This window comes from Kineosporia corallincola (assembly GCF_018499875.1).
GTDB lineage: Bacteria > Actinomycetota > Actinomycetes > Actinomycetales > Kineosporiaceae > Kineosporia > Kineosporia corallincola.
This window is the reverse complement of record NZ_JAHBAY010000009.1, coordinates 288501-308304: the sequence shown is the minus strand read 5'-3', so window position 1 is coordinate 308304 and position 19804 is coordinate 288501. Positions and strand designations below refer to the sequence as shown.

Annotated in this window: 18 protein-coding genes; 6 read left to right on the top strand and 12 right to left on the bottom strand. The window is 73.4% G+C overall.

The window, feature by feature from the left end:
- Positions 1-38: 38 nt before the first annotated feature.
- The 4 genes from KIH74_RS22330 to KIH74_RS22315 all read right to left on the bottom strand — a co-directional run bounded on the left by KIH74_RS22330 (position 39) and on the right by KIH74_RS22315 (position 3348).
- Positions 39-740: a DnaJ domain-containing protein gene (locus KIH74_RS22330; RefSeq protein ID WP_214158057.1), complete on the bottom strand. Its 702-nt coding sequence runs from the start codon at positions 738-740 to the stop codon at positions 39-41.
- A 33-nt stretch (positions 741-773) separates the two neighbouring features.
- Positions 774-1541: a dienelactone hydrolase family protein gene (locus tag KIH74_RS22325; protein ID WP_214158056.1), complete on the bottom strand. Its 768-nt coding sequence runs from the start codon at positions 1539-1541 to the stop codon at positions 774-776.
- A gap of 93 nt (positions 1542-1634) precedes the next feature.
- Positions 1635-2351, bottom strand: a complete 717-nt coding sequence (locus tag KIH74_RS22320) for a FadR/GntR family transcriptional regulator (protein WP_214158055.1) — start codon at positions 2349-2351, stop codon at positions 1635-1637.
- A 127-nt stretch (positions 2352-2478) separates the two neighbouring features.
- The gene (locus KIH74_RS22315) at positions 2479-3348 is read right to left on the bottom strand and encodes an endo alpha-1,4 polygalactosaminidase (protein ID WP_214158054.1); all 870 of its coding nucleotides are present in this window, start codon (positions 3346-3348) and stop codon (positions 2479-2481) included.
- Between the two features lie 219 nt (positions 3349-3567).
- On the opposite strand from KIH74_RS22315, the gene KIH74_RS22310 reads away from it, so the two are divergent.
- The gene (locus KIH74_RS22310; RefSeq protein WP_214158053.1) at positions 3568-4152 is read left to right on the top strand and encodes a GNAT family N-acetyltransferase; all 585 of its coding nucleotides are present in this window, start codon (positions 3568-3570) and stop codon (positions 4150-4152) included.
- On the opposite strand, the gene KIH74_RS22305 is transcribed toward KIH74_RS22310, so the two are convergent.
- The 6 genes from KIH74_RS22305 to KIH74_RS22280 are packed head-to-tail and all read right to left on the bottom strand — an operon-like array spanning position 4143 to position 10762.
- Positions 4143-5129, bottom strand: coding sequence for a Gfo/Idh/MocA family oxidoreductase (locus KIH74_RS22305; protein WP_214158052.1), 987 nt, complete (start codon positions 5127-5129; stop codon positions 4143-4145). The genes KIH74_RS22310 and KIH74_RS22305 overlap by 10 nt on opposite strands.
- The gene (iolD, locus tag KIH74_RS22300; RefSeq protein WP_214158051.1) at positions 5130-7043 is read right to left on the bottom strand and encodes a 3D-(3,5/4)-trihydroxycyclohexane-1,2-dione acylhydrolase (decyclizing); all 1914 of its coding nucleotides are present in this window, start codon (positions 7041-7043) and stop codon (positions 5130-5132) included.
- Positions 7040-7978, bottom strand: coding sequence for a 5-deoxy-glucuronate isomerase (gene iolB / locus KIH74_RS22295; RefSeq protein WP_214158050.1), 939 nt, complete (start codon positions 7976-7978; stop codon positions 7040-7042). Before iolB ends, iolD begins: the two co-directional genes overlap by 4 nt.
- Positions 7975-8853 (bottom strand): Cgl0159 family (beta/alpha)8-fold protein, encoded by an 879-nt coding sequence (locus KIH74_RS22290; RefSeq protein ID WP_372492113.1) that lies wholly within the window; start codon positions 8851-8853, stop codon positions 7975-7977. Before KIH74_RS22290 ends, iolB begins: the two co-directional genes overlap by 4 nt.
- Positions 8854-8894: 41 nt before the next feature.
- On the bottom strand, positions 8895-9848 hold the full coding sequence (gene iolC, locus KIH74_RS22285; protein WP_214158049.1) for a 5-dehydro-2-deoxygluconokinase: 954 nt from the start codon (positions 9846-9848) through the stop codon (positions 8895-8897).
- Positions 9845-10762, bottom strand: a complete 918-nt coding sequence (locus KIH74_RS22280) for a TIM barrel protein (protein WP_372492109.1) — start codon at positions 10760-10762, stop codon at positions 9845-9847. The genes iolC and KIH74_RS22280 overlap by 4 nt, the downstream gene beginning before the upstream one ends.
- A gap of 133 nt (positions 10763-10895) precedes the next feature.
- Between KIH74_RS22280 and KIH74_RS22275 the strand changes: the two genes are divergently transcribed.
- From KIH74_RS22275 to KIH74_RS22255, 5 genes are all read left to right on the top strand, one after another.
- Positions 10896-11648, top strand: a complete 753-nt coding sequence (locus KIH74_RS22275) for a GntR family transcriptional regulator (RefSeq protein WP_214158047.1) — start codon at positions 10896-10898, stop codon at positions 11646-11648.
- Positions 11649-11795: 147 nt separating this feature from the next.
- Positions 11796-14219: an RCC1 domain-containing protein gene (locus tag KIH74_RS37925; RefSeq protein WP_214158046.1), complete on the top strand. Its 2424-nt coding sequence runs from the start codon at positions 11796-11798 to the stop codon at positions 14217-14219.
- 132 nt (positions 14220-14351) lie between these two features.
- Positions 14352-15368: a tripartite tricarboxylate transporter substrate binding protein gene (locus KIH74_RS22265; RefSeq protein ID WP_214158045.1), complete on the top strand. Its 1017-nt coding sequence runs from the start codon at positions 14352-14354 to the stop codon at positions 15366-15368.
- Positions 15369-15403: 35 nt separating this feature from the next.
- Complete coding sequence (locus tag KIH74_RS22260) at positions 15404-15865, top strand: tripartite tricarboxylate transporter TctB family protein (protein ID WP_214158044.1); 462 nt, start codon at positions 15404-15406, stop codon at positions 15863-15865.
- A gap of 22 nt (positions 15866-15887) precedes the next feature.
- Positions 15888-17429, top strand: coding sequence for a tripartite tricarboxylate transporter permease (locus KIH74_RS22255; protein WP_214158043.1), 1542 nt, complete (start codon positions 15888-15890; stop codon positions 17427-17429).
- Here the strand turns inward: KIH74_RS22255 and KIH74_RS22250 are convergent.
- Positions 17338-18333 (bottom strand): DUF808 domain-containing protein, encoded by a 996-nt coding sequence (locus tag KIH74_RS22250; protein ID WP_214158042.1) that lies wholly within the window; start codon positions 18331-18333, stop codon positions 17338-17340. The genes KIH74_RS22255 and KIH74_RS22250 overlap by 92 nt on opposite strands.
- Positions 18334-18546: 213 nt before the next feature.
- A complete protein-coding gene (locus tag KIH74_RS22245; protein WP_214158041.1) occupies positions 18547-19605 on the bottom strand; it encodes a LacI family DNA-binding transcriptional regulator in 1059 nt (352 codons plus the stop codon).
- Positions 19606-19804: the final 199 nt, after the last annotated feature.

The following is a 19804-nucleotide window of genomic DNA, read 5'->3' as shown; positions in this document are numbered from 1 at the left end:
GTTGTCGTACGGGGGCGGAGGATCCAGGACCGCTTGTCTCAGAACGGGATCCGGGCAGCCGCCAGGAACCCGAGGACCACGACCACCAGGGCCAGCAGTACCGGCCCGGGCCCCGGCCCCGGCCTGCCCCGGCGGTGGGGCAGCACCCGCAGCCGGGGTAGCCCGAGCGGTGGCACGGCGGGAAGACCCAGCCGGGGCGCTCTGGGAAGGCCCAGACGAGGCGGACCGGGAAGGCCCAGACGAGGCGGACGTGGCAGGCCCAACCGGGGCAGACGTGGCAGGCCGATACGACTGGCACGACTGGCACGGCCAGGACGGGCAGGACGGGCAGGACGGGCACGGTCGGCGAGGCCGGGCGGCCTCGGGAGCCGCGCGCCGCGTCGGGGCTGAACGCCACCTCCGGGCTGAGCATCGCGCCGGGGCTGGGCCCAGCCGGGCCGGCGCTCTCCCGTCGTCCCGGCAGCCTCGGCGGTGAGGTCAGGCGTCCTCCCCCACCGCGGGTCGCCGCGGCGCCGTTCCCGCACGTAACGGTCGTAGTCCGGCCGGTGGTGGGTCAGCCAGCGGTGGGCGGTGGAGACCACCTGGGCCTCTTCGTACCCCCTGGGACGAGTGTCGGGGTGCAGGGCCCGCATGCGGCGGCGGTAGCCGCGGTTGATCTCGCCGGGTGTGGCGGACTCGGCCACACCGAGCACCTGGTAGGCACTGCCGCCCGCGAGGTCGTGGAAACGTGCCGGGGTCACCGGCCGAGTATGCCCCGGCCGGTGACCGCGCGGTCAGACGGTGAGGGTCTCGCCGAACAGGTCGAGCATCGCCCGCCAGCTGCGCAGGTCGGCGAGCTCGCGGTAGACCGGGGCCCCGACGATCGTGAACGCGTGCGGCGCACCGGCGTACGTGGTGACGGTCCAGTCCAGGTCCTCGCGGGTGCGCAGCTCGTCCTGGAACGCGGCGACGGCCGCGTCCGGCACCACCGGGTCGGCACCACCCGTCAGCACCAGCAGCGGGCCGGCGATCTTGTCGACGTCGGCCGGCTCGTGCGTCACCAGGCCGCCGTGGAACGAGACGGTGGCGGCGAGCCGGGCGCCGGTGCGGGCGAACTCCAGGGCCGCGCTGCCGCCGAAGCAGTAGCCGATCACGGCGATCCGGGCGTTGTCGGCCCGCTCGTCCAGCACCACCCGGTCGTAGGCGGCACCCACGCGGGCCCGCAGCAGCGGCAGGTCACCGTAGAACTTGCCGGCCTCGGCCTGGCAGTCCTCCTCGCGCTCGAACCGGCGCCCCTGGCCGTACACGTCGGCGCAGAACACGTAGAAACCCAGCCGGGCCAGCATGTGCGCCCGGGCCTTCGGGTAGTCCTTCAGGCCGTACCAGTCGTGGACGACGACGACCGCGGGCTTCGCTCCGGTGATCGCGGCGTCGTGCACGACGAAACCCTCGAGGGTGGTGCCGTCGTGGTCGTAGGTGACGACCTCTTCCTCGATCCGGGCTCCGGGCCGCAGCGGCACCCGGTCGACGAGCTCCTGGTGGACGGGTGCGAAGTCGGTCACGCTCGGACTCCCTGTTCACGAATGTTCTGACGAGTGGGGCAGATTTGTCGCCCGCTCAACATAGTCGCCGGGTTCCCGGGACGCCCGCCGGCGTCAGTCGCCGAGCCGGCTGACGTCGATGCGGGTGTAGGTCTCCTTGAGGCCGGCCAGGTGGGTGCGCATGGCCCGGCGGGCGCCGCGGCTGTTGCGATCGCGCACGTGCTGGAGGATCTCGGCGTGCTCGGCCGCGACGCGCCCCCAGAAGTCCGGCTCCAGCTGGTCGCGGCCGAACCGCTCGCGCAGCACCGTGAACACCGGCCGCGCCATCATGTCGAGCACCGGGTTGCCGGCCGCGCGCAGCACCAGCATGTGGAACTCGCTGTTCATCCGCAGCCGGGCCGGGTCGGGGGCCTCGGTCATCCCGGTGACCGACGCCTCCAGCCGCCTCAGGTCTTCGTCGTCACGCCGCCGGGCAGCCAGCTCGGCCGCCGGAACCTCCAGCTGCGAGCGCATTTCCAGCAGGTGCGCGGCGGTGACCCGGCCGCGTGACAGCAGCGTGAGCGAGGTCTCCAGGTAGCCGGCCACGTCGTCGGGCGAGGGTTCGGCGATGAAGGTGCCGCCGTTCATGCCCCGCGCCGAGGTGAGCAGCTTCTGCGCCGAGAGCACCCGCAGAGCCTCGCGCAGGGTGCCCCGGCTGACCCGCATCCGGGCCGTCAGCTCACCCTCGGCGGGAAGCCGGTCGCCGGGCCGCAGTTCGCCGTCCACAATCATCCGGCGCAGCTCCCCCGCCACCCGCTCGTACTCCAGAAGGCGCGGCTCGGTGGTCGGCATGCGCCCAACCGTACCGAACCCATACCGACCGTGACGCCCGGGACAGGTGCTGCACCGTCACAACCTGGTCACGCACCGGTACAGGAGTCGGCCGGTCACGCTGAGCGAGCGTGACCGGCGAGAGCGATCAGCAGGCCTGGTACACGTACCCCTTGCTGCCGCGCGGGGTGACGTCGAGGTCGCGCCGCACCACCGAGAGCTGGTCGCCGTAGGCGTCACAGGTCTTGGCGAAGGCCTTCTTGGTGTACTCGATGACGATCACGTGGTTGCCGTAGACCTTGGTGTAGTCACCGCACTCGTCGTAGCGGCCGCACTCCTCGGTGACGGCGAAGTCCAGCCCGGCCTTCTTGCCGCGGGTGCCGAGCTCGGAGGTGTTCTTCTGGCCGATGGCCAGCCCGGCCCGGTGCGCGCGGGCGGCCAGCAGCTTGGTGAACGCAACGGCGTCGGAGCGGGTGAGCAGCTTCTGCGAGCGGGTGTACGAGTCCAGGTTGTCGGGCTCGACGGCCTGATAGCCCTTCTCGGCGCAGCCGTCGATCCAGCCGCCGACGATCGCGGCCAGCTTCTTGCGCTTGGCCGCGCTGGAGGTGTCGAGGATCAGCTCGTCCCAGTCGCCGTCCACCACGTACGCGCCGGACGCGTTCTTCAGCAGCAGGTCGGGGTGCTTCTTCTTCCACCAGCCCGTGGCGTCGGGCTGGGCCTGGAAGGCGTTGACGTAGCAGATGCCGTACTTGCCCTTGGCCGGCGCGGCCGTGCGGTCGCGGGTGACCACCTTGACGCCCTTGGCCGGCTTGTAGGCACCGCCGAGCTGGTAGTCGAACCTGGCATCGGCCGGGGGCAGTTCGTAGGCGGCCTTCGTGGCGGCGGAGGCGGCGGAACCGGCGGGGGCCGCGTCCGCCCCCTGCGTGCCGAGGGCGAACAGCGTGCCGGCGCCCGCGACGGCGACCGCCGCGAGCAGGGCGGCGAGGGGCTTACCGATTTTTCTGGGGGCAGGCGACACCGAGACTCCGTACCTCGCTCGGCGATCTGCCCCGCCTCGGGTGGACCCCTGGCGACCTGGTGCCGGACTGGATACCGGCTGGGCTCGACCGCGTTTCACCGTGCAGCCTGTCGGACGGTGGACGCGCAGGTCAAACGGTCCGCCGTCCGGCGGTGGAGATCAGGCCGGGACCTGTGCCGGTATCCGGGCCAGGACCCGGGGACAGGCAGAATGACCGGCATGACGATCCGCCCGCCCCGCCCCGACGAGCTACCGGCGCTTCAGGAGATCGAGTGGGCCGGGGGCGAGGCCTTCCGGGAGATCGGGATGCCGGAGATCGCGGACGACGAACCGTTCCCCCTGGAGACGCTGGAGGCCTACCGCGCGGCCGGGCACGCCTGGGTGCACGACGGCACCGGGCACCCCCACCACGCAGACAGCCCCGGCCACCCGGACCACCCCGACCGCGCCGAGGGCGTACCTGTGGCGTACCTGCTGATGGACGTCGTGGACGGTCTCTTCCACGTGGAGCAGGTGTCGGTGCACCCGCGGGCCGCGGGCCGGGGCCTGGGCCGGGCGCTGATCGACCGGGTCGCGGAACTGGCCGCGGCACAGGGAGTTCCGGCGCTGACGCTGACCACCTTCGCCGACGTCCCGTGGAACGCCCCCTACTACGCCCGGCGGGGCTTCCGGGTGATGACCGGTCCGGGCCCGCAGCTGCGCGGCGTGCGGCGCCGGGAGCGCGACCACGGCCTGGACCGCTGGCCGAGGGTCTGCATGACCCGTCCGGTGCAGAGCGCTCAGGTGCAGAGCGCTCAGGCGTAGAGCGCGGGCCGCTCCCCCGGGTCGATCGGCTCGGTCCGGCCCGAGGCCAGCGACGCCACGCCGGCCTCGGCCGCGACCTGTGCCACGTAGCCGTCCCAGGCGCTCGGCCCGGTCGCGGTGCCGGTGGCGGCGGCCCGGGCCCAGTGCCCGAGCTCGGCCCGGTAGGCGTCGGCGAAGTGCGCCACGAAGTCGCTGCGCACCACCCGGCCCTCGATCCCGGCGATCCGTGACGACACCGGTGACGACGCGGCCAGCGACACCGTGCCGCGGGTGCCGACCGCCTCGCAGCGCACGTCGTAGCCGTACCCGGCGTTGACGAACACCTCGACGCCCGCCATCACCCCGCCGCGGGTCCACAGCGTGGCCAGCTGCGGGTCGCGAAAACCCTGACGCACCGGGGACTCCACCCGTACCGCGGTGAGCTCGCTGCCGGCCAGCCAGGGCACGGCGTCGAGCTCGTGCACCATCGACCCGGTGATCAGGCTCGCGTCGTCGGTGCTGGTGACGTTGGAGGCGTTGCGGTGCACGGCGTGGATCAGCCGCACCTCGCCGATCTTGCCGAGCTCGATGGTGCGGCGCAGATCGGTGAACCCCGGATCGTAGCGGCGCATGAAACCGACCTGCACCAGCCGTCTTCCGAGGGACAGCTCGGCCTCGACCACCCGGCGCGCGTCGTGGGCGGTGACGGCGAGCGGCTTCTCGCACAGCACCGGCCGGCCCGCCGCCACACAGGCCAGGGCCAGGTCGGCGTGGGTGCGGTCGGGCGAGGCGATGACGACGGCGTCCACGTCGGGGGCCTGGATCAGCTCCTGCGCGGTTCCCACCCGCCGCACCCCACCGAAATCGCCCGGGGCGTAGGGGTCGTGCACGACGGTGACCCGGGCGGCCGGGACGCTCGTGGTGATGGTGCGGATGTGATCGGCTCCCATCGCCCCCGCCCCGATGACACCCACCCGCACGAACCCGCCGGCCGTCATCTACTCGTCCTCCGCGATCGACACGGGAATCGGCGAAGAGCCCGACGGTGAGGAGGGCCGCAGATAGGGGCGCTGCGCCGTCTTCTGCCGCTCGTAGCCGGCCCGGGCGGAGCGGGTGGCCGGGTTCGCCGACACCCCGGCCACCGGCACGTCCCACCAGGCACCACCGTCGGGCCCACCCACCAGCGGGTCGGTCTCCACATGGATCACCGTCAGCCGGGCCGAGCGCCGGGCCTTGTCCAGGGCGTGTTCCAGCTCGGCCCGGCCGTTCACGGTGAACACGTCGGCGCCCAGGCTGGCGGCGTTCGCGGCCAGGTCGACGGGCAGCCGGTCGCCGTCGCGCCGCCCGCCCTCCGAGCGGTAGCGGTAGCGGGTGCCGAACCGCCCGGAGCCGACCGACTCCGACAGCGCCCCGATCGAGGCGTAACCGTGGTTCTGCACCAGCACCACCACCAGTTTGACGCCCTCGGCGACGGCGGTGACCAGCTCGGAGCTCATCATCAGGTACGAGCCGTCACCGACCAGCACGTACACCTCGCGGTCGTCGTCCTCGTCGAGCACGGCCAGCTTCACCCCCAGCCCGCCGGCGATCTCGTAACCCATGCAGGAATAACCGTATTCGACGTGATAGCCCTTGCGGTCGCGGGTGCGCCAGAGCCGGTGCAGGTCACCGGGCATCGAGCCGGCCGCACAGACCACCACGTCGCGCGGGCCGGACCGCTCGTTGACGGCCCCGATCACCCCGGACTGCGCCGAGGTCTCCAGGGCCCCGGCGGCGGTGACCACGCCGTCCCACTCCGCGGTCAGCTCACCGGCCCACCTGGTCCAGTCCGGGTCGGCGCTCCAATCCTCCAGCGCCCGGGTGAGGGCGGTGAGGCCCTCGCGGGCGTCCGCGACGAGCGGCACCGCGGACAGCTTGTGGGCGTCCGGCGCCGCCACGTTCAGGTTGACGAAAAGCACGCCGGGGTAGGCGAAAAGGGTGCGGGAGGCGGTGGTGAAGTCGCTCCAGCGGGTGCCGACGCCGATCACCACGTCGGCCCGCGCGGCCAGCCGGTTGGCCGCGGTGCCGCCGGTGGCCCCGACCGCCCCCACCGATCGTGGGTGGCCGTGCGGCAGGGCTCCCTTGCCGGCCTGCGTCTCGGCCACCGGAATGCCGGTGCGCGTGGCGAATTCGGCCAGGGCGGCGTTGGCATCGCTGTAGGTGGTGCCGCCCCCGGCCACCAGCAGCGGGCGCCGCGCGGTTCTGAGGACGGCGACCGCACGGGCCAGCGCGGCCGGCTCCGGCACCGGGCGTGGTATATGCCAGACCCGTTCGCGGAACAGGTCTTCCGGCCAGTCGTGGGCCTCGGCCTGCACGTCCTGCGGCAGCGCGAGGGTGACGGCCCCGGTGCGGGCCGGGTCGGTGAGCACCCGGGTGGCGGCGAGCAGGGCCGCGGGCAGCTGGGCCGGGCGCACCACCCGGTCGAAGTACACACTGACCGGGCGGAACGCGTCGTTGACCGAGACGTCCCCGGCGCCGTCGTGCTCGAGCTGCTGGAGCACCGGGTCGGCGGCCCGGGTGGCGAAGGTGTCGCCGGGCAGCAGCAGCACCGGCAGCCGGTTGACCGTGGCCAGCGCGGCCCCGGTGACCATGTTGGTGGCACCCGGCCCGACCGAGGAGGTGACGACGTGGGCGGCCAGCCGGTCGCGGTGCCGGGCGTAGCCGACGGCGGCGTGCACCATGGCCTGCTCGTTGCGGCCCTGGAGGTAGCGCATCCCGCTGCCGAGCAGGGCCTCCCCCAGGCCGGCCACGTTGCCGTGCCCGAAAATGCCCCAGCAGGCGGTGAAGAACGGGTGCCGCGCGCCGTCGCGTTCCACCTGCTGCGCCTGGAGGAAGCGGACGGTGGCCTGGGCCACGGTGAGGCGGACGGTCATCGGTGGCCTCCGGTCCGGTCGGCTCGGTACGGGGACTGATGCGGCGACGGGGACGGGTGCGGCGACGAGGACCGCCGCAGCGGCAGCCGGGGGTCCACCGGCTGCGACGGCCAGGTGCCGCGCACCCAGGCGTGGGCCGGGTCGTCGGTGATCCGCCAGGCCCGTTCCGGCCCGGCCATCACGTTGAGGTAGTACAGGTCGTTGCCGGGCGCCGCGATCGACGGGCCGTGCCAGCCGTGCGGGACGAGAATGACGTCGCCGGAACGGATCTCGGTGGTGACGCCGATGCCTGACACCTGCTGGTAGCCGACGCCGGGCTCACCGCCGGGCCCGGGCGCCACCTCGTAGTAGTAGATCTCCTCCAGCGCGCTCTCGTGCTCACCGGCCCGGTCGTGCCGGTGCGGCGGCCACGACGACCAGTTGCCGCCGGGCGTGATCACCTCGCAGGCGATGATCCGCCCGGCCGCGAGAACCCCCGGCACGCCGAAGTTGTGCACCTGGCGACTGGCCGCCCCGGCGCCGCGCAGCTCGACCGGGACATCGGCGGCGGCCAGGTGGTACGGCTCGCCCGGCCCCTCGCCCACCGGGCAGCGCGCCGAGCAGACGGCGAAACGCCCACCGCCGGGCGAGCTCACGGTGAAGGCCGATCCCGGCGGCAGGTACACCACGTCGCTCGGCCCGTCGAACACGCCACCGCGACCGAGCAGGGCGAACGAGGCGCCGCCCTCGTCGTCCACCCGCGCGGACCCGCCCAGCGAGATCACCACGACCTCGGCGTCCCCCGTGGTGAGCTCCCGCACGGCATCGGGTTCCAGGGTGAGCACCCGCAGGCCGGAGCGTTCCCAGCCGGCCGACTCCGGCGTCACCACCAGGTCGAGGGGACCGGCGCCGGACGTGCCCGCCCGCACCACCCGGTCCGCACCGGCCGGGCTCACAGCAGCTCCACGGTCGCGTCCACGGCCGCCTCCACGTCACCGTCGGGCGGGAACAGCAGCGAGCGGCCCACCACCATGCCGCGTACCCCCGGCGCGGCCAGCGCCTTGGCCCAGGAGGCGCGCTGGGCGCCCGGGTCGTCGGCCACCTCACCGCCGAGCAGCAGCACCGGCAGCGAGGTGGCCGCCAGCACGGGCTCCATGTGTTCCAGCACAGGAAGTTTCAGCCAGGTGTAGGCCGAGGTGGAGGCCAGCCCGGCGGCCACCGTGGCCGAGCGCACCACGGCCTCGGCCGAGAGGTCGTTGCGCACGCGCCCGTTCGCGTCGCGGCCGCAGACGAACGGCTCGACCAGGGCGACCAGACGCCGGTTCGCCAGGTCTTGCACGGCCCCGGCGCAGGCCTGGAGGGTGGGCGAGGTCAGCGGGTCGGACGGGTCGATGCGCAGCAGCATCTTGCCGCCCTGGAACCCGGCCGCCACCAGGTGCCCGGCGTCGAAACCGGTGAACCGGTCGTCGATCTCGAAGGCCGTGCCGGCCAGGCCGCCGCGGTTCATCGAGCCGAGCACCACCTTGCCCTCCAGCGCGCCGAGCAGCAGCAGGTCCTCGAGCACGTCGGCGGTGCCGAGCACCCCGTCGACGCCGGGCCGGGCCAGCGCCCGCACCAGCCGGTCGAGCAGCACCGTGCGGTCGCCCATCGCCAGCGGGTCGGCGCCGGCCCGCAGGCTGCCGCGCGCCGGGTGATCGGCGGCGACCAGCAGCAGGCGGCCGGTCTGCCCACGCAGGCCGTCCGGCCGCCGCCGGGACTGCGCGAGTTCGGCGATCCGCTGCGGGTTCTCGCACCGCAGCCGGGTGATCACGGTCAGGTCGCCCGAGGTCACCGACTCGACCGGGTTCACCGGGCTCACCGGGTTCACCGGGCTCACCGCGCCGCCTCCAGGTATCCGGTCAGCTGCCCCAGGTCGGGCATCGCGTCGGCGCAGGCCAGCTGCCCGGCCACGTAGGAACCGGCCGCGTTCGCCAGGGTCAGGGTGGTGGTCAGGTCGTGCCCGGCGATCAGGCCGTGCGCGAGTGCCCCGCCGAAGGCGTCACCGGCGCCGAGCCCGTTCACCACGGTGACCGGCACCGCCGGGACGAGCGCCCGCTCAGCCGTGCTCAGCCGGCTGCCCAGCACCCCGCCCGGTCCCTGTTTCACCACGGCCAGGTCGACCCCGGCGTCGTGCAGGGCCCTGACCGCGCCCTCGGGTGTGGCCTCGCCGACGGCCACCCGGCACTCCTGGAGGTTGCCGACCGCCACCGTGACGTAGGGCAGGGCGGCGGCGATGTGCCGGGCCGCGGCGATCGGTGACGACCAGAACATCGGCCGGTAGTCCAGGTCGAGAACGGTGATGCCGGAACGACCCCGGGCCTCCAGCGCGGCCAGGGTGGCCTCCCGGCTGGGCGAGCGGGACAGGCCGGTGCCGGTGACCCAGAACACCCGGGCCCGGCGGATCGCGTCCAGGTCCAGTTCGTCGGGGCCGATCTCCAGGTCGGGGGCCTTGGGGAAACGGTAGAAGTAGAGCGGAAAGTCGTCGGGCGGGAAGATCTCGCAGAACACCACCGGGGTGGGCAGGTGCGGCACCTCGCGCACCCAGCGGTCGTCCACGCCGAAATCCCGCAGGGCGCGGTGGATGTAGCGGCCGAACGGGTCGGCGCCGGTGCGGGTGACCACGGCGGCGCGGCGGCCCAGCCGGGCCGCGGCGACGGCCACGTTGGTGGCGCTGCCGCCGAGGAACTTGCCGAAACTGGTCACGTCCTCCAGCGGCACGCCGGTCTGCTCGGGGTAGATGTCGACGCTGACCCGGCCCATCGTGATCAGGTCGAAGTCGCGGCTCATGCCAGGGCCCCACGCAACCAGGACAGGCAGCGCCGCACCTCGGCGGCCGGTCCTTCCCCCTGCGGCGGGCCGTCTTTCAGCATCAGATCCTGCTCCAGCACGTACCAGCCGCGGTAGCCGGCCCGCTCCAGGGCGGCGACCATGGCGGTCAGGTCGACCGAGCCCTCGCCGAGCGGCTTCCACAGGCCCTCGGCGACCGCCGCGGAGAACGCGACCTGCCCGCCGACCACCCGCGCGGCCTGCGCGGCGTCGACGTCCTTGAGGTGCACGTGCCCCACCCGGTCCGGATGGGCCAGCGTGATCGCGACCGGGTCGGCGCCGGCCGCGACCAGGTGACCGGTGTCGACGCACAGGGCGATGCCGGACCCCTCCAGCACCCGCCGCACGTCGGCGTCGCTCTCGACCAGCGTGCCGATGTGCGGGTGGACGACGCCGAGCAGGCCCCGCCCGGCCAGCCGCGCCGACAGCGCGTCCAGGTTCGACAGGAGCGTTCTCCACTGCGCCGCAGACAGTTCCGGCCGGGCGTCGTAGCCGTCGGAACCGGTGACGGCGGCCAGCACCACCACCCCGGCGCCGGCCGCGACGCAGGCGTCGGCGAACGCGTCGACCTCGGCGACCGGGTCGTGGGCGGGGTCGTGCAGCACCACCGGCAGGAAACCGCCGACCGCCGCCAGCCCGTGATCGGCCAGCAGCGCGGCCTTCTCGTGCGGGTCGCCGGGCAGGAACCCGTCCGGCCCGAACTCGGTGGCCTCCAGCCCCAGCGAGCGCATCTCGGACAGCACCCGGTGGGCGGGCAGCTGGTGGCCCCAGCCCGGCACCTCGCACACGCCCCAGGAGATCGGGGCCCCGGCGATCCGCGGCCGGGCGCCCGACCGTGGCGAAGGCGATGTGGACAGCGAAACGTCACTCATCATTGAGCCTTTCAGCAGTCACCGGGAAGTCACCGCGCACGGACCGGAGCACGGCCGGACCGATTCCGATCCTCGGCCGGGCCTGCGGCACTGTCAAGGTTTGTCAGGACAAAGTGGCATGATGGATGCCATGCGCATGACCGGGCGAACGACCGGCGTACCGGCGATCCGTCTCGACCGGGCCAGCCCGGTGCCGCTGTGGTCGCAGCTCTCCCGGCAGATCGAACAGGCCGTGCTGGCAGGCGATCTGGCGCCCGGTGACCGTCTCGACAACGAGGTCTCGCTGGCCCGCGAGCTGGGCCTGAGCCGCCCGACGGTGCGGCAGGCGATCCAGGTGCTGGTCGATCAGGGCCTGCTGGTGCGCCGCCGCGGTGTCGGCACCCAGGTGGTGCACGGCCAGGTGCGGCGCTCGCTGGAACTCACCAGCCTGCACGACGACCTGACCCGCAGCGGCCGGCGCCCCGGCACCCGGGTGCTCGGCCTGCGGCAGGTGCCGGCCGATCCCGACGTGGCGGCTGAGCTCCGGCTGGAGCCGGGCGCACCGGTGTGGGCGCTGGAGCGGCTGCGGCACGTCGACGGCGAGCCGCTGGCGGTGATGCGCAACCACGTGCCGGCCGGGGTGGCCGACCTGTCCACGTTCGACCTGGAGGCCGAGGGGCTGTACGCGTCGCTGCGCCGGGCCGGGGTGACGCCGGCGGTGGCCCACCAGCGCATCGGGGCACGCCGGGCCACTGCGGCCGAGGCCACCCTGCTGGGTGAGTCCCGCGGCGCGCCGCTGCTGACCATGCGGCGCACCCTGCTCGACAACGCCGGCCGCCCGGTGGAGCTGGGCTCCCACGGCTACCGTCCGGGCCGTTACGCCTTCGAGGCCACCATCGTGCAGCGCTGAGCAGCGCACCCGCAGCACGGCACCCGCAGCACCGCACCGGAACCGGAACGGCGCCGCGGGCCCGGGGGTTTCCGTCGTCCACCATTGGGGCCCGGAAGCCTCAGCTCCGCGCCCGCGCTGCCGACGGTTCGCGTGAGGAGGGCGTGCATGCCAGGGTCCGCGGCCGCGGCGCGACGGTGGGCCACCGTCTGGGTGCTGTGCCTGCTGCTGCTCGCCGCCGTCGCCACGGTGCGTCCCGCCGGGGCCGCGTTCACCGCGACCACCGGCACCGGGAGCGGGTTCAGCGCGAGCACCTGGAGCACCGGCCCGGCCCTGTACTGGTCCGGCGACAACACCTCCGGCTCGGCCGGGGAGAGCGGCACCGGCGACACCGTCGCGGTGCGCGGGATCACCGCCGTGGCCGGCGGGCAGACCTTCTCGGCCCTGGGCACCGGCCTCTACCACTCCTGCGGGATCGCCACCGACGGCACGCTGTGGTGCTGGGGCCGCAACGGCGGAGGGCAGCTCGGCCGGGGCGCGCTGTCCACGCTGGAGGCCACCCCGCAACCGGTGGACGCGGCCGGCACCACCTGGCGGTCGGTGACCGGCGGGGAGGAGGTGACCTGTGCCCTCCAGAGCTCACCCACCGACGGCTCGGTGTGGTGCTGGGGCTACGGCGGGATGGGACAGCTGGCGGCCGGCACCACCCTCCAGAAGACCCGGCCGAACCGGATCACGCACGGCGGCACGGTGCCGGAGACCTGGCGCTCGCTCAGCGGTGACGGCAACCGGTTCTGCGCCCTCGACCCGGCGGGCGGCCTGTGGTGCTGGGGCCGGGCCGCGGACGGCGAGACCGGCGACGGCACCACCACCAACCGCACCGTGCCGGTGCCGGTGGAGAGCGGCGCCACCTGGTCGTCGGTGGCCGCCGGCCCGACCCACACCTGCGCGGTCGCGGCGGGCGGCAGCGTGCAGGGCGTGGCGGTGACGCCGGGCCAGGCGTTCTGCTGGGGCGCCAACGGTTACGGCCAGACCGGGACCGGCACCACGTCCACCCGCCTGACCGTGCCCACGGCCGTCGGCGCGGCCGGGTCCACGGGGGTGCGGGTCTGGGCGTCGCTCGCCTCCGGCAGCCGGTCCACCTGTGGCATCACCGCCGACGCCGGTGACCCGTCGCGTCCGGCCGGGCAGCTGTGGTGCTGGGGCCAATTGGGGGACGGCGGAACCGCCACGACCGGCCCGGCGCAGGACGGGACCTCCACCGGATGGACGTCGATCGACGCCGGCGGGGACGGGGTGACCACGTTCTGCGGCGTCGACGGCGGCGCGCTGTCGTGCCGGGGCGGCAGCCCGCAGTTCCAGGCCGGTGACGGCACCACGTCCTACCGGACCGCCTGGGGACCGGTGCTGCGCGGCACCGGGACCGGCTGGGACACGGTCTCGGTGGCCCGGGCCCACGGCTGTGCCCTGACCTCCGCCGGCCAGGCGTTCTGCTGGGGCTCGGCCGAGTACGGGCAGCCCGGCAACGGCGCGGTCTGGTACCGGAACACGTTGCGCGACATCAACTCCGCGCAGACGGCCGGGTGGTCGGCACCGGACGGCGAGACCGACCACACCTGCGCGCTCCAGGGCTCCGCCCTGTTCTGCTGGGGCCGCAACACCAGCGGCCAGCTCGGCACCGGTGACACCGTCAGCCACGGCACCCCGCAGCCGGTGGCCGGCGCCTGGGCCCAGGTCACCGTCGGCTCCGACCACACCTGCGCCCTGGACACCGACGGCGTGGCCTGGTGCTGGGGCCGCAACCTGGCCGGGTCGGTGCTCGGCACCGGCAGCAACAGTTCCGTCTCCGTGCCCACCCGGGTGGTGGTGACCGGGGTGAGCGGCGATCGCTGGCTGTCGCTCGACGCCGGGCTGAACGCGACCTGCGGCATCCGGTCCGACGGCACGCTGTGGTGCTGGGGCGCGCAGTCGCAGGGGGTGCTGGGCAACGGCACGGCGGGCACCTACCTGAACCGGCCCACCCAGGTCTCCGGCGGCGGCACCGACTGGGACGACGTGCAGGTCGGCAGCAACGAACACGCCTGCGGGATGCGGGTTTCGCACGCTCTGTACTGCTGGGGGAACAACTCCGCGGGACAGATCGGCACCGGCACCTCCGGGGGCACCCGGCCCTCCCCCACCCTGGTCACCGGGTCGTGGGCGGGCCGCACGACGGGTACGGCGACGGGCCTCGCGGCGGGTTACGCGGTGGGCCACACGCACACCTGCGCCCTGGACACCGGCGGGGTGCTGTGGTGCTGGGGCAGCGGCGGCGACCGGCAGTTCGGCCTTCCCTCCAGCAGTGCCGACTCGCCCGCCCCGGTGACGGCCGCGGCCGCGGGCACCGGGCGCACCTGGACCTCGGTGCTCGCGGGCGGCAACAGCACCTGCGCCACCCGCTCGGACGGCGGTCTGTGGTGCTGGGGCCACAACTACCACGGCAAGCTCGGGCAGGGTTCCGACAGCACGACGGTGTCGTCGCCGGCGCTGAGCTCGGCCACCACGCCGGTGGCGGCCCGGCTGTCGCGGGTGTCGCTCTTCGTCGTCCGCTGACCGAAGTTCTTTGATGCCCCGAAGGTATCGGCTCATGCCCTAACGGAGTTGGACACGCATGACCGCAGGTTCCTACGCTCCCTAGATCCCCTTTGCGCAGGTTCGGCATGGCTTCTCAAGGGAGAGAACGACATGACCAGCACCCACCGAAAAGCCCGTCCCTGGCTGGCCGCCGGCACGGCGGCCTGGCTGAGCCTGCTCCTGGCCGCCTGCGGCGGGAACCTCGGCGGCGGCTCCGGCGACGACGGGTCCGGTTTCCCGGGCGGCGACCCGGTCACGCTCTACGTCGGGCAGGACCCGGGCGGCAGCACCGACCTGATCGCGCGGGCGCTGGCCGAGCAGGTGTCCGGCGACCTGGGCGTGGCGGTCCCGGTGGAGAACAAGCCCGGCGCCAACGGCGCCCTGGCCGCGCAGGAGCTGGCCGGGAAGAAGGCCGACGGGCACACCCTGATGGTGTTCAACGGGTCGCTGGCCTACATCACGCCGCTGGCGGTGGCCCAGGGCGAGGCACCCGACCTGGCCGACTACGAGATCGTCACCGGCATCAGTCAGGACGACTACGTGCTGGTGTCGGCCGCGGACTCCGGGCTGGCCACCGTCGGCGACCTGGAGAAGCTGGGCCGGGCGGTGAAGTTCGGCACCACCGGGGTCGGCACCGGCAGCCAGCTGTCCCAGGAGCTGCTCTTCGCCCAGGCCGGGATCGACGCCACCGCAGTGCCTTTCGACGGCGGATCGCCCACCCTGACCGCGGTGCTGGGCGGGCAGGTGGACGTCGGGTCGATCCAGCTCGGTGAGGCGGTCGAGCAGATCGAGGCGGGTGAGCTGACCCCGATCGTGACGTTCGCCGGGGAGCGCGTCAGCTACCTGCCCGGCACCCCGACCGCGATCGAGGCCGGGTACGACGTGCCGGTGCAGCAGTCCCGCGCGGTGTTCGCCCCCCGGGGCACCCCGCAGGACGTGATCGACTCGCTGGCGGCGTCTTTCGCCCGGGCCTTCGAGGCCGAACCGTACCGGAGGTTCAACCAGGACAACCAGCTCACGCCGAACCAGGTGGACGGCGAGACGCTGCGCGGGCAGTGGACGCAGAACCTGGACACCTACCGGGCGGTGACCGAGCGCTACGACATCCAGCTCGGCGGCGGCCAGTGAGTTCCCCCGGCTCCACCGGTGACGTCACAGGAATGATGGACGACGCACCGGGCGCACCGCCCGCCGGGCCGCTCACCGGCCTGGCGCTGGCGGTGGGCGTGACCGCGCTCGGGGTCGCCACCGTGATCGGGTCGCTCGCGCTGGGCGCCGGCACCCCGGCCCGGCCGGACTCCGGAACCTGGCCGCTGCTGGTCGGTCTCGCGCTGTGCGCGCTGGGCGCCGTCCTGGCGGTGCGGTTCCGGCGGCCGGACGGCGCCGAGGCGTTCACCCGCGCGTCCTGGCCGGTGGCCGCCGGGCTGGCGACGACGGCCGGGTTCGTCTCGGTGATCGGCACGATCGGCTTCGAGGTGCCGTCGTTCGCGCTGATGGTTTTCTGGCTGCGGGTTCTCGGGCGGGAGAGCTGGCGTTCCACCCTGCTCGTGGCCCCGGCCGCGGTGGCGGCGCTGTACCTGGTCTTCGTGGCCGCGCTCGCGGTACCGATCCCTCATCTTCTCTGAATCCCCCTCAGGAGAGCCGCTCGTGGATCTCGGACCCGTGATCGACGGTTTCGGCGTGGTGCTGGAACCGGCGAACCTTCTCTACTGCCTCATCGGCGTGACCATCGGCATGCTGGTCGGGGTGCTGCCGGGCCTGGGCCCGGCGGCGACCATCGCCATCCTGCTGCCGATCACCTTCGAGATCGACCCGGTCGGCGCCGTGATCATGCTGGCCGGCATCTTCTACGGCGCTCAGTACGGCGGCACGATCACGTCCGTGCTGCTGCGCCTGCCGGGTGAGGCGTCGTCCGTGGTCACCGTCTTCGACGGCCACGCCCTGGCCCGGCAGGGCCGGGCGGGCACCGCGCTGGGCATCGCCGCCATCGGATCCTTCGTCGGCGGAACGGTTTCCGTGATCGCGCTGTCGGTGCTGGCGCCGCTGGTGGCCGGTTTCGCCCTGGACTTCGGGCCGCCGGAGTACACCGCGCTGGCCCTGCTCGGCATCCTGCTGGTCTCCACCATCTCCGGCGGCGGCCGGGTGAAGGCCCTGGTCGCCGCCTGCCTGGGGCTGCTGCTGGCGGTGGTCGGGCGGGACGCGTTCACCGGCGGCGAGCGCTTCACCCTCGGCAGCCTCGACCTGGCCGACGGGCTGGACTTCGTGCCGATCGCGATGGGCCTGTTCGGCCTCGGCGAGATCCTGCACTCCCTGGAGCGGCGGCAGCACGCCGGGCACGCCCCGGTCGCGGTGCACGACATCTGGCCCTCCCGCGCCGACCTGCGGCGCTCGTCCGGTGCGATCGGGCGCGGCTCGGTGCTCGGGTTCGCGCTCGGCGTGCTGCCCGGCGGTGGCGCGGTGATGGCGTCGCTGGCCGCGTACGCGGTGGAGAAACGCCGGTCGCCGCAGCCCGAGCGGTTCGGCCGGGGCGCGGTCGAGGGGGTGGCCGCACCCGAGACGGCGAACAACGCCGCCGCCACGTCATCGTTCATTCCCCTGCTGACGCTGGGCATTCCGGCCAACGCGACGATGGCGGTGATCTTCGGGGCGCTGCTCGTCCAGGGAGTCAGCCCGGGGCCCCGGCTGGTGGACGAGAACCCCGAGCTGTTCTGGGGCGTCGTCAACTCGATGTATCTGGGCAACGTGCTGCTGCTGGTGATGAGCATCCCGCTGGTCGGGGTGTTCGTGCGGATCCTGCGGGTGCGCCCGGCCGTGCTGGCGCCGATCACCGTGCTGATCACGCTGATCGGCGCCTACACGGTGAACAACAGCGTGTTCGACATCGCCCTGGTGGTGGCGTTCGGGGCGCTGGGCTACCTGATGAAGAAGCTCGGTCTCGATCCCGGGCCGCTGGTGCTGGCTTTCGTGCTGGGGACGCTGCTGGAGGACTCCCTGCGCCGCTCGCTGCTGCTGTTCGACGGCGACCCGGCGGGCTTCGTCACCCGGCCGATCTCCGGCGTGCTGCTGGCGGCGTTCGTGGTGGTGGCGCTGCTGCCGCTCAGTGGCCGGCTGCGGCGTCGCCCTGCCGCGGCTCCTCCGGATTCTCCGGATTCTCCGGCTTCTTCGGCCTCTTCGGGACGAGGTGCATGATCAGCACGACCACCGCGCCGACCAGCAGGCCGATGACGGCCGAGCAGAGGGTGTTGACGCACCAGGCCAGCACACCGCCGACGCCGCCGGCGTCGTGCACCGACTCCTCGAGGTGGTGCACCAGCTCGTAGGGGCCGTGCCAGCCCAGCTCGTCCACGCCGACCAGCAGGATGTGACCGCCGACCCAGAGCATGGCGGCGATGCCGACCGTGGACAGCACCGACAGCACCCGGGGCATGGCCGCCACCAGGAACCGGCCGAACGACGCCGCCGCGCCGCCCTCGTGCGTCTCGATCAGCTTCAGGCCGACGTCGTCGACCTTCACGATCAGCGCCACCAGGCCGTAGACGACGGCGGTGACCACCAGCGCGACGAAGGCCAGGATGATCGCCCGGGAGACGAACGGCTCGTCGGTGACCTCGTTCAGCGAGATCACCATGATCTCGGCGGACAGGATGAAGTCGGTGGTGATCGCGCCCTTCACCATCGCCTTCTCGGCGTCCGGGCCGAGGGCCGAGGCGGTCTTGTCCTTCTTCTGCTCGTGGTGCCCGCCGAACGCCTCGTAGACCTTCTCGGCGCCCTCGAAGGCCAGGTACACACCGCCACACATCAGGATGGGCGTGAGCATCCAGTCGAGGAACTGGCTCAGCAGCAGGGCGGCCGGCAGGATGAACAGGATCTTGTTGCGCAGCGATCCGAGCGCGATCTTCCAGACGATCGGGAGTTCCCGGTCGGGGGTGAAACCGTGCACGTAGCGCGGGGTGACCGCGGTGTCGTCGATGACCACACCGGCCGCCTTGGTGCTGGCCCGCCCGGCCGCCGCCGCGACGTCGTCCACCGACGCCGCGGCGGACTTCGCCAGGACGGCGATGTCGTCGAGTAGTGCCGCCAGACCGCCTGCCATCGAACTCCCTCACTGTGTGTTCCGAGTGTGCGCTCCCCCGAGGCCAACCGTGCCCCCATCGCCCCGCCGGCGCCAGAGCGCGTGCGGTGGCCGGGTGGGCACAGGCGCCACAGCATTCCGTATGCCCGCCCACAGAGCGCGCTTTCCGGGAGCTTCCGGCCCGCGATGTATGTCACCCGTCCGGACGGGAACTTTCGTGGTCGTCCGACGAATCTAGGCAGGCGGGGTGGCGGTGGTGCGGCGCACCACCAGGTTCGGCGAGGTGGTGATGAAGGTGGACGCCCGCCCGGTGTCGGCCATCCGCTGCACCAGCAGGCGGGCGGCGTCCGCCCCGATCTGCCGGCCCGCCTGGTCCACGCTGGTCAGCCCGATCGGGCCGAGTGCCGCGAAACTCGTGTTGTCGTAGCCTGCCACGGAGATGTCGTGCGGCACGCGCAGCCCGGCCTCGGCCACCGCGGTCAGCACACCCATCGCCACGATGTCGGCCCCGGCGAAGATCGCCGTCGGCCGAATCGTTCGTTCGAGCAACCACTTTGCCCCACGGTACCCGCCGTCCTCGGTGTAACCGGTCGACACCACGTCGATCTCGGCCTCCAGCCCGTGCGCCCGCATGGCGTCGCGGTAGCCCCGGGTGCGCACCGCGTTGGGCATCGTCTCGGCCCGGCCCCGGTCCGGCTCACGCTGGTCGATGTGCGCGATCCGGCGGTGCCCCAGACCGGTCAGGTGATCGACGACGAGAGCGGCGCCGCGGGCGTCGTCGTCCACCACCGTGTCGTGACGCGCGGACCGCATGTGCCGCCCGATCACCACCACCGGCACCCCGCCCGCCACCTCGTCCAGCCGCTTCTGGCCGGCGGCGGGCGCCACGAGCACCATGCCGTCCATGCCCCGGTCCACCATGGCGTCCACCACCCGCAGCTCGGACTCGGCGTCACCGGCACCGTCGCCCGGGCCCCGCCCGCCGGTGCCGATCATCACCTGGTACTCGCTGTCGTGCAGGTGCCCGGTGATGCCGTCGACGATGTCGGGGAAGAACGGGTTGCGGATGTCCGGCAGCAGCACCCCGATCGTGTAGGTGCGCCCGCGCATGCCCCGCGCCGCCGCCCGGGGCCGGTAGCCGAGCTCCGCGATCGCCGCGGTCACCCGCTCCCGCATGGCCGGGCTGACCCCGTAGGCGTTGCGCATCACCTTGGACACGGCGGTGGTCGACACCCGCGCGTGCGCCGCGACATCGACGATCGTCACCCGCCGCGGACCGGATCCGGGTTCCATGGCCCTCCTCATCGAGTGGGCAACGTTTAACACGTCTACGGCACGGGGGCAATGGATCAGGCGCCGTGCCGGGTGATCCCGAAAAGCCGGATCCTCTGCCGATCGTGTACGGACCGACGTGAACCGCTCACCGCCGGGTGCTTGCCGCGCGTCCCGGCCCGCGCTTACGGTCGGCGCAGCTTCGTGGAGAACGTTACCC

Coding starts and splice junctions, on each gene's coding strand:
- KIH74_RS22320 (WP_214158055.1), bottom strand. CDS start 2,351: ATGCCGACCACCGAGCCGCGCCTTCTGGAGTACGAGCGGGTGGCGGGG.
- KIH74_RS22310 (WP_214158053.1), top strand. CDS start 3,568: ATGACGATCCGCCCGCCCCGCCCCGACGAGCTACCGGCGCTTCAGGAG.
- KIH74_RS22305 (WP_214158052.1), bottom strand. CDS start 5,129: ATGACGGCCGGCGGGTTCGTGCGGGTGGGTGTCATCGGGGCGGGGGCG.
- iolD (WP_214158051.1), bottom strand. CDS start 7,043: ATGACCGTCCGCCTCACCGTGGCCCAGGCCACCGTCCGCTTCCTCCAG.
- iolC (WP_214158049.1), bottom strand. CDS start 9,848: ATGAGCCGCGACTTCGACCTGATCACGATGGGCCGGGTCAGCGTCGAC.
- KIH74_RS22280 (WP_372492109.1), bottom strand. CDS start 10,762: ATGATGAGTGACGTTTCGCTGTCCACATCGCCTTCGCCACGGTCGGGC.
- KIH74_RS22275 (WP_214158047.1), top strand. CDS start 10,896: ATGACCGGGCGAACGACCGGCGTACCGGCGATCCGTCTCGACCGGGCC.
- KIH74_RS37925 (WP_214158046.1), top strand. CDS start 11,796: ATGCCAGGGTCCGCGGCCGCGGCGCGACGGTGGGCCACCGTCTGGGTG.
- KIH74_RS22265 (WP_214158045.1), top strand. CDS start 14,352: ATGACCAGCACCCACCGAAAAGCCCGTCCCTGGCTGGCCGCCGGCACG.
- KIH74_RS22260 (WP_214158044.1), top strand. CDS start 15,404: ATGGACGACGCACCGGGCGCACCGCCCGCCGGGCCGCTCACCGGCCTG.
- KIH74_RS22250 (WP_214158042.1), bottom strand. CDS start 18,333: ATGGCAGGCGGTCTGGCGGCACTACTCGACGACATCGCCGTCCTGGCG.
- KIH74_RS22245 (WP_214158041.1), bottom strand. CDS start 19,605: ATGGAACCCGGATCCGGTCCGCGGCGGGTGACGATCGTCGATGTCGCG.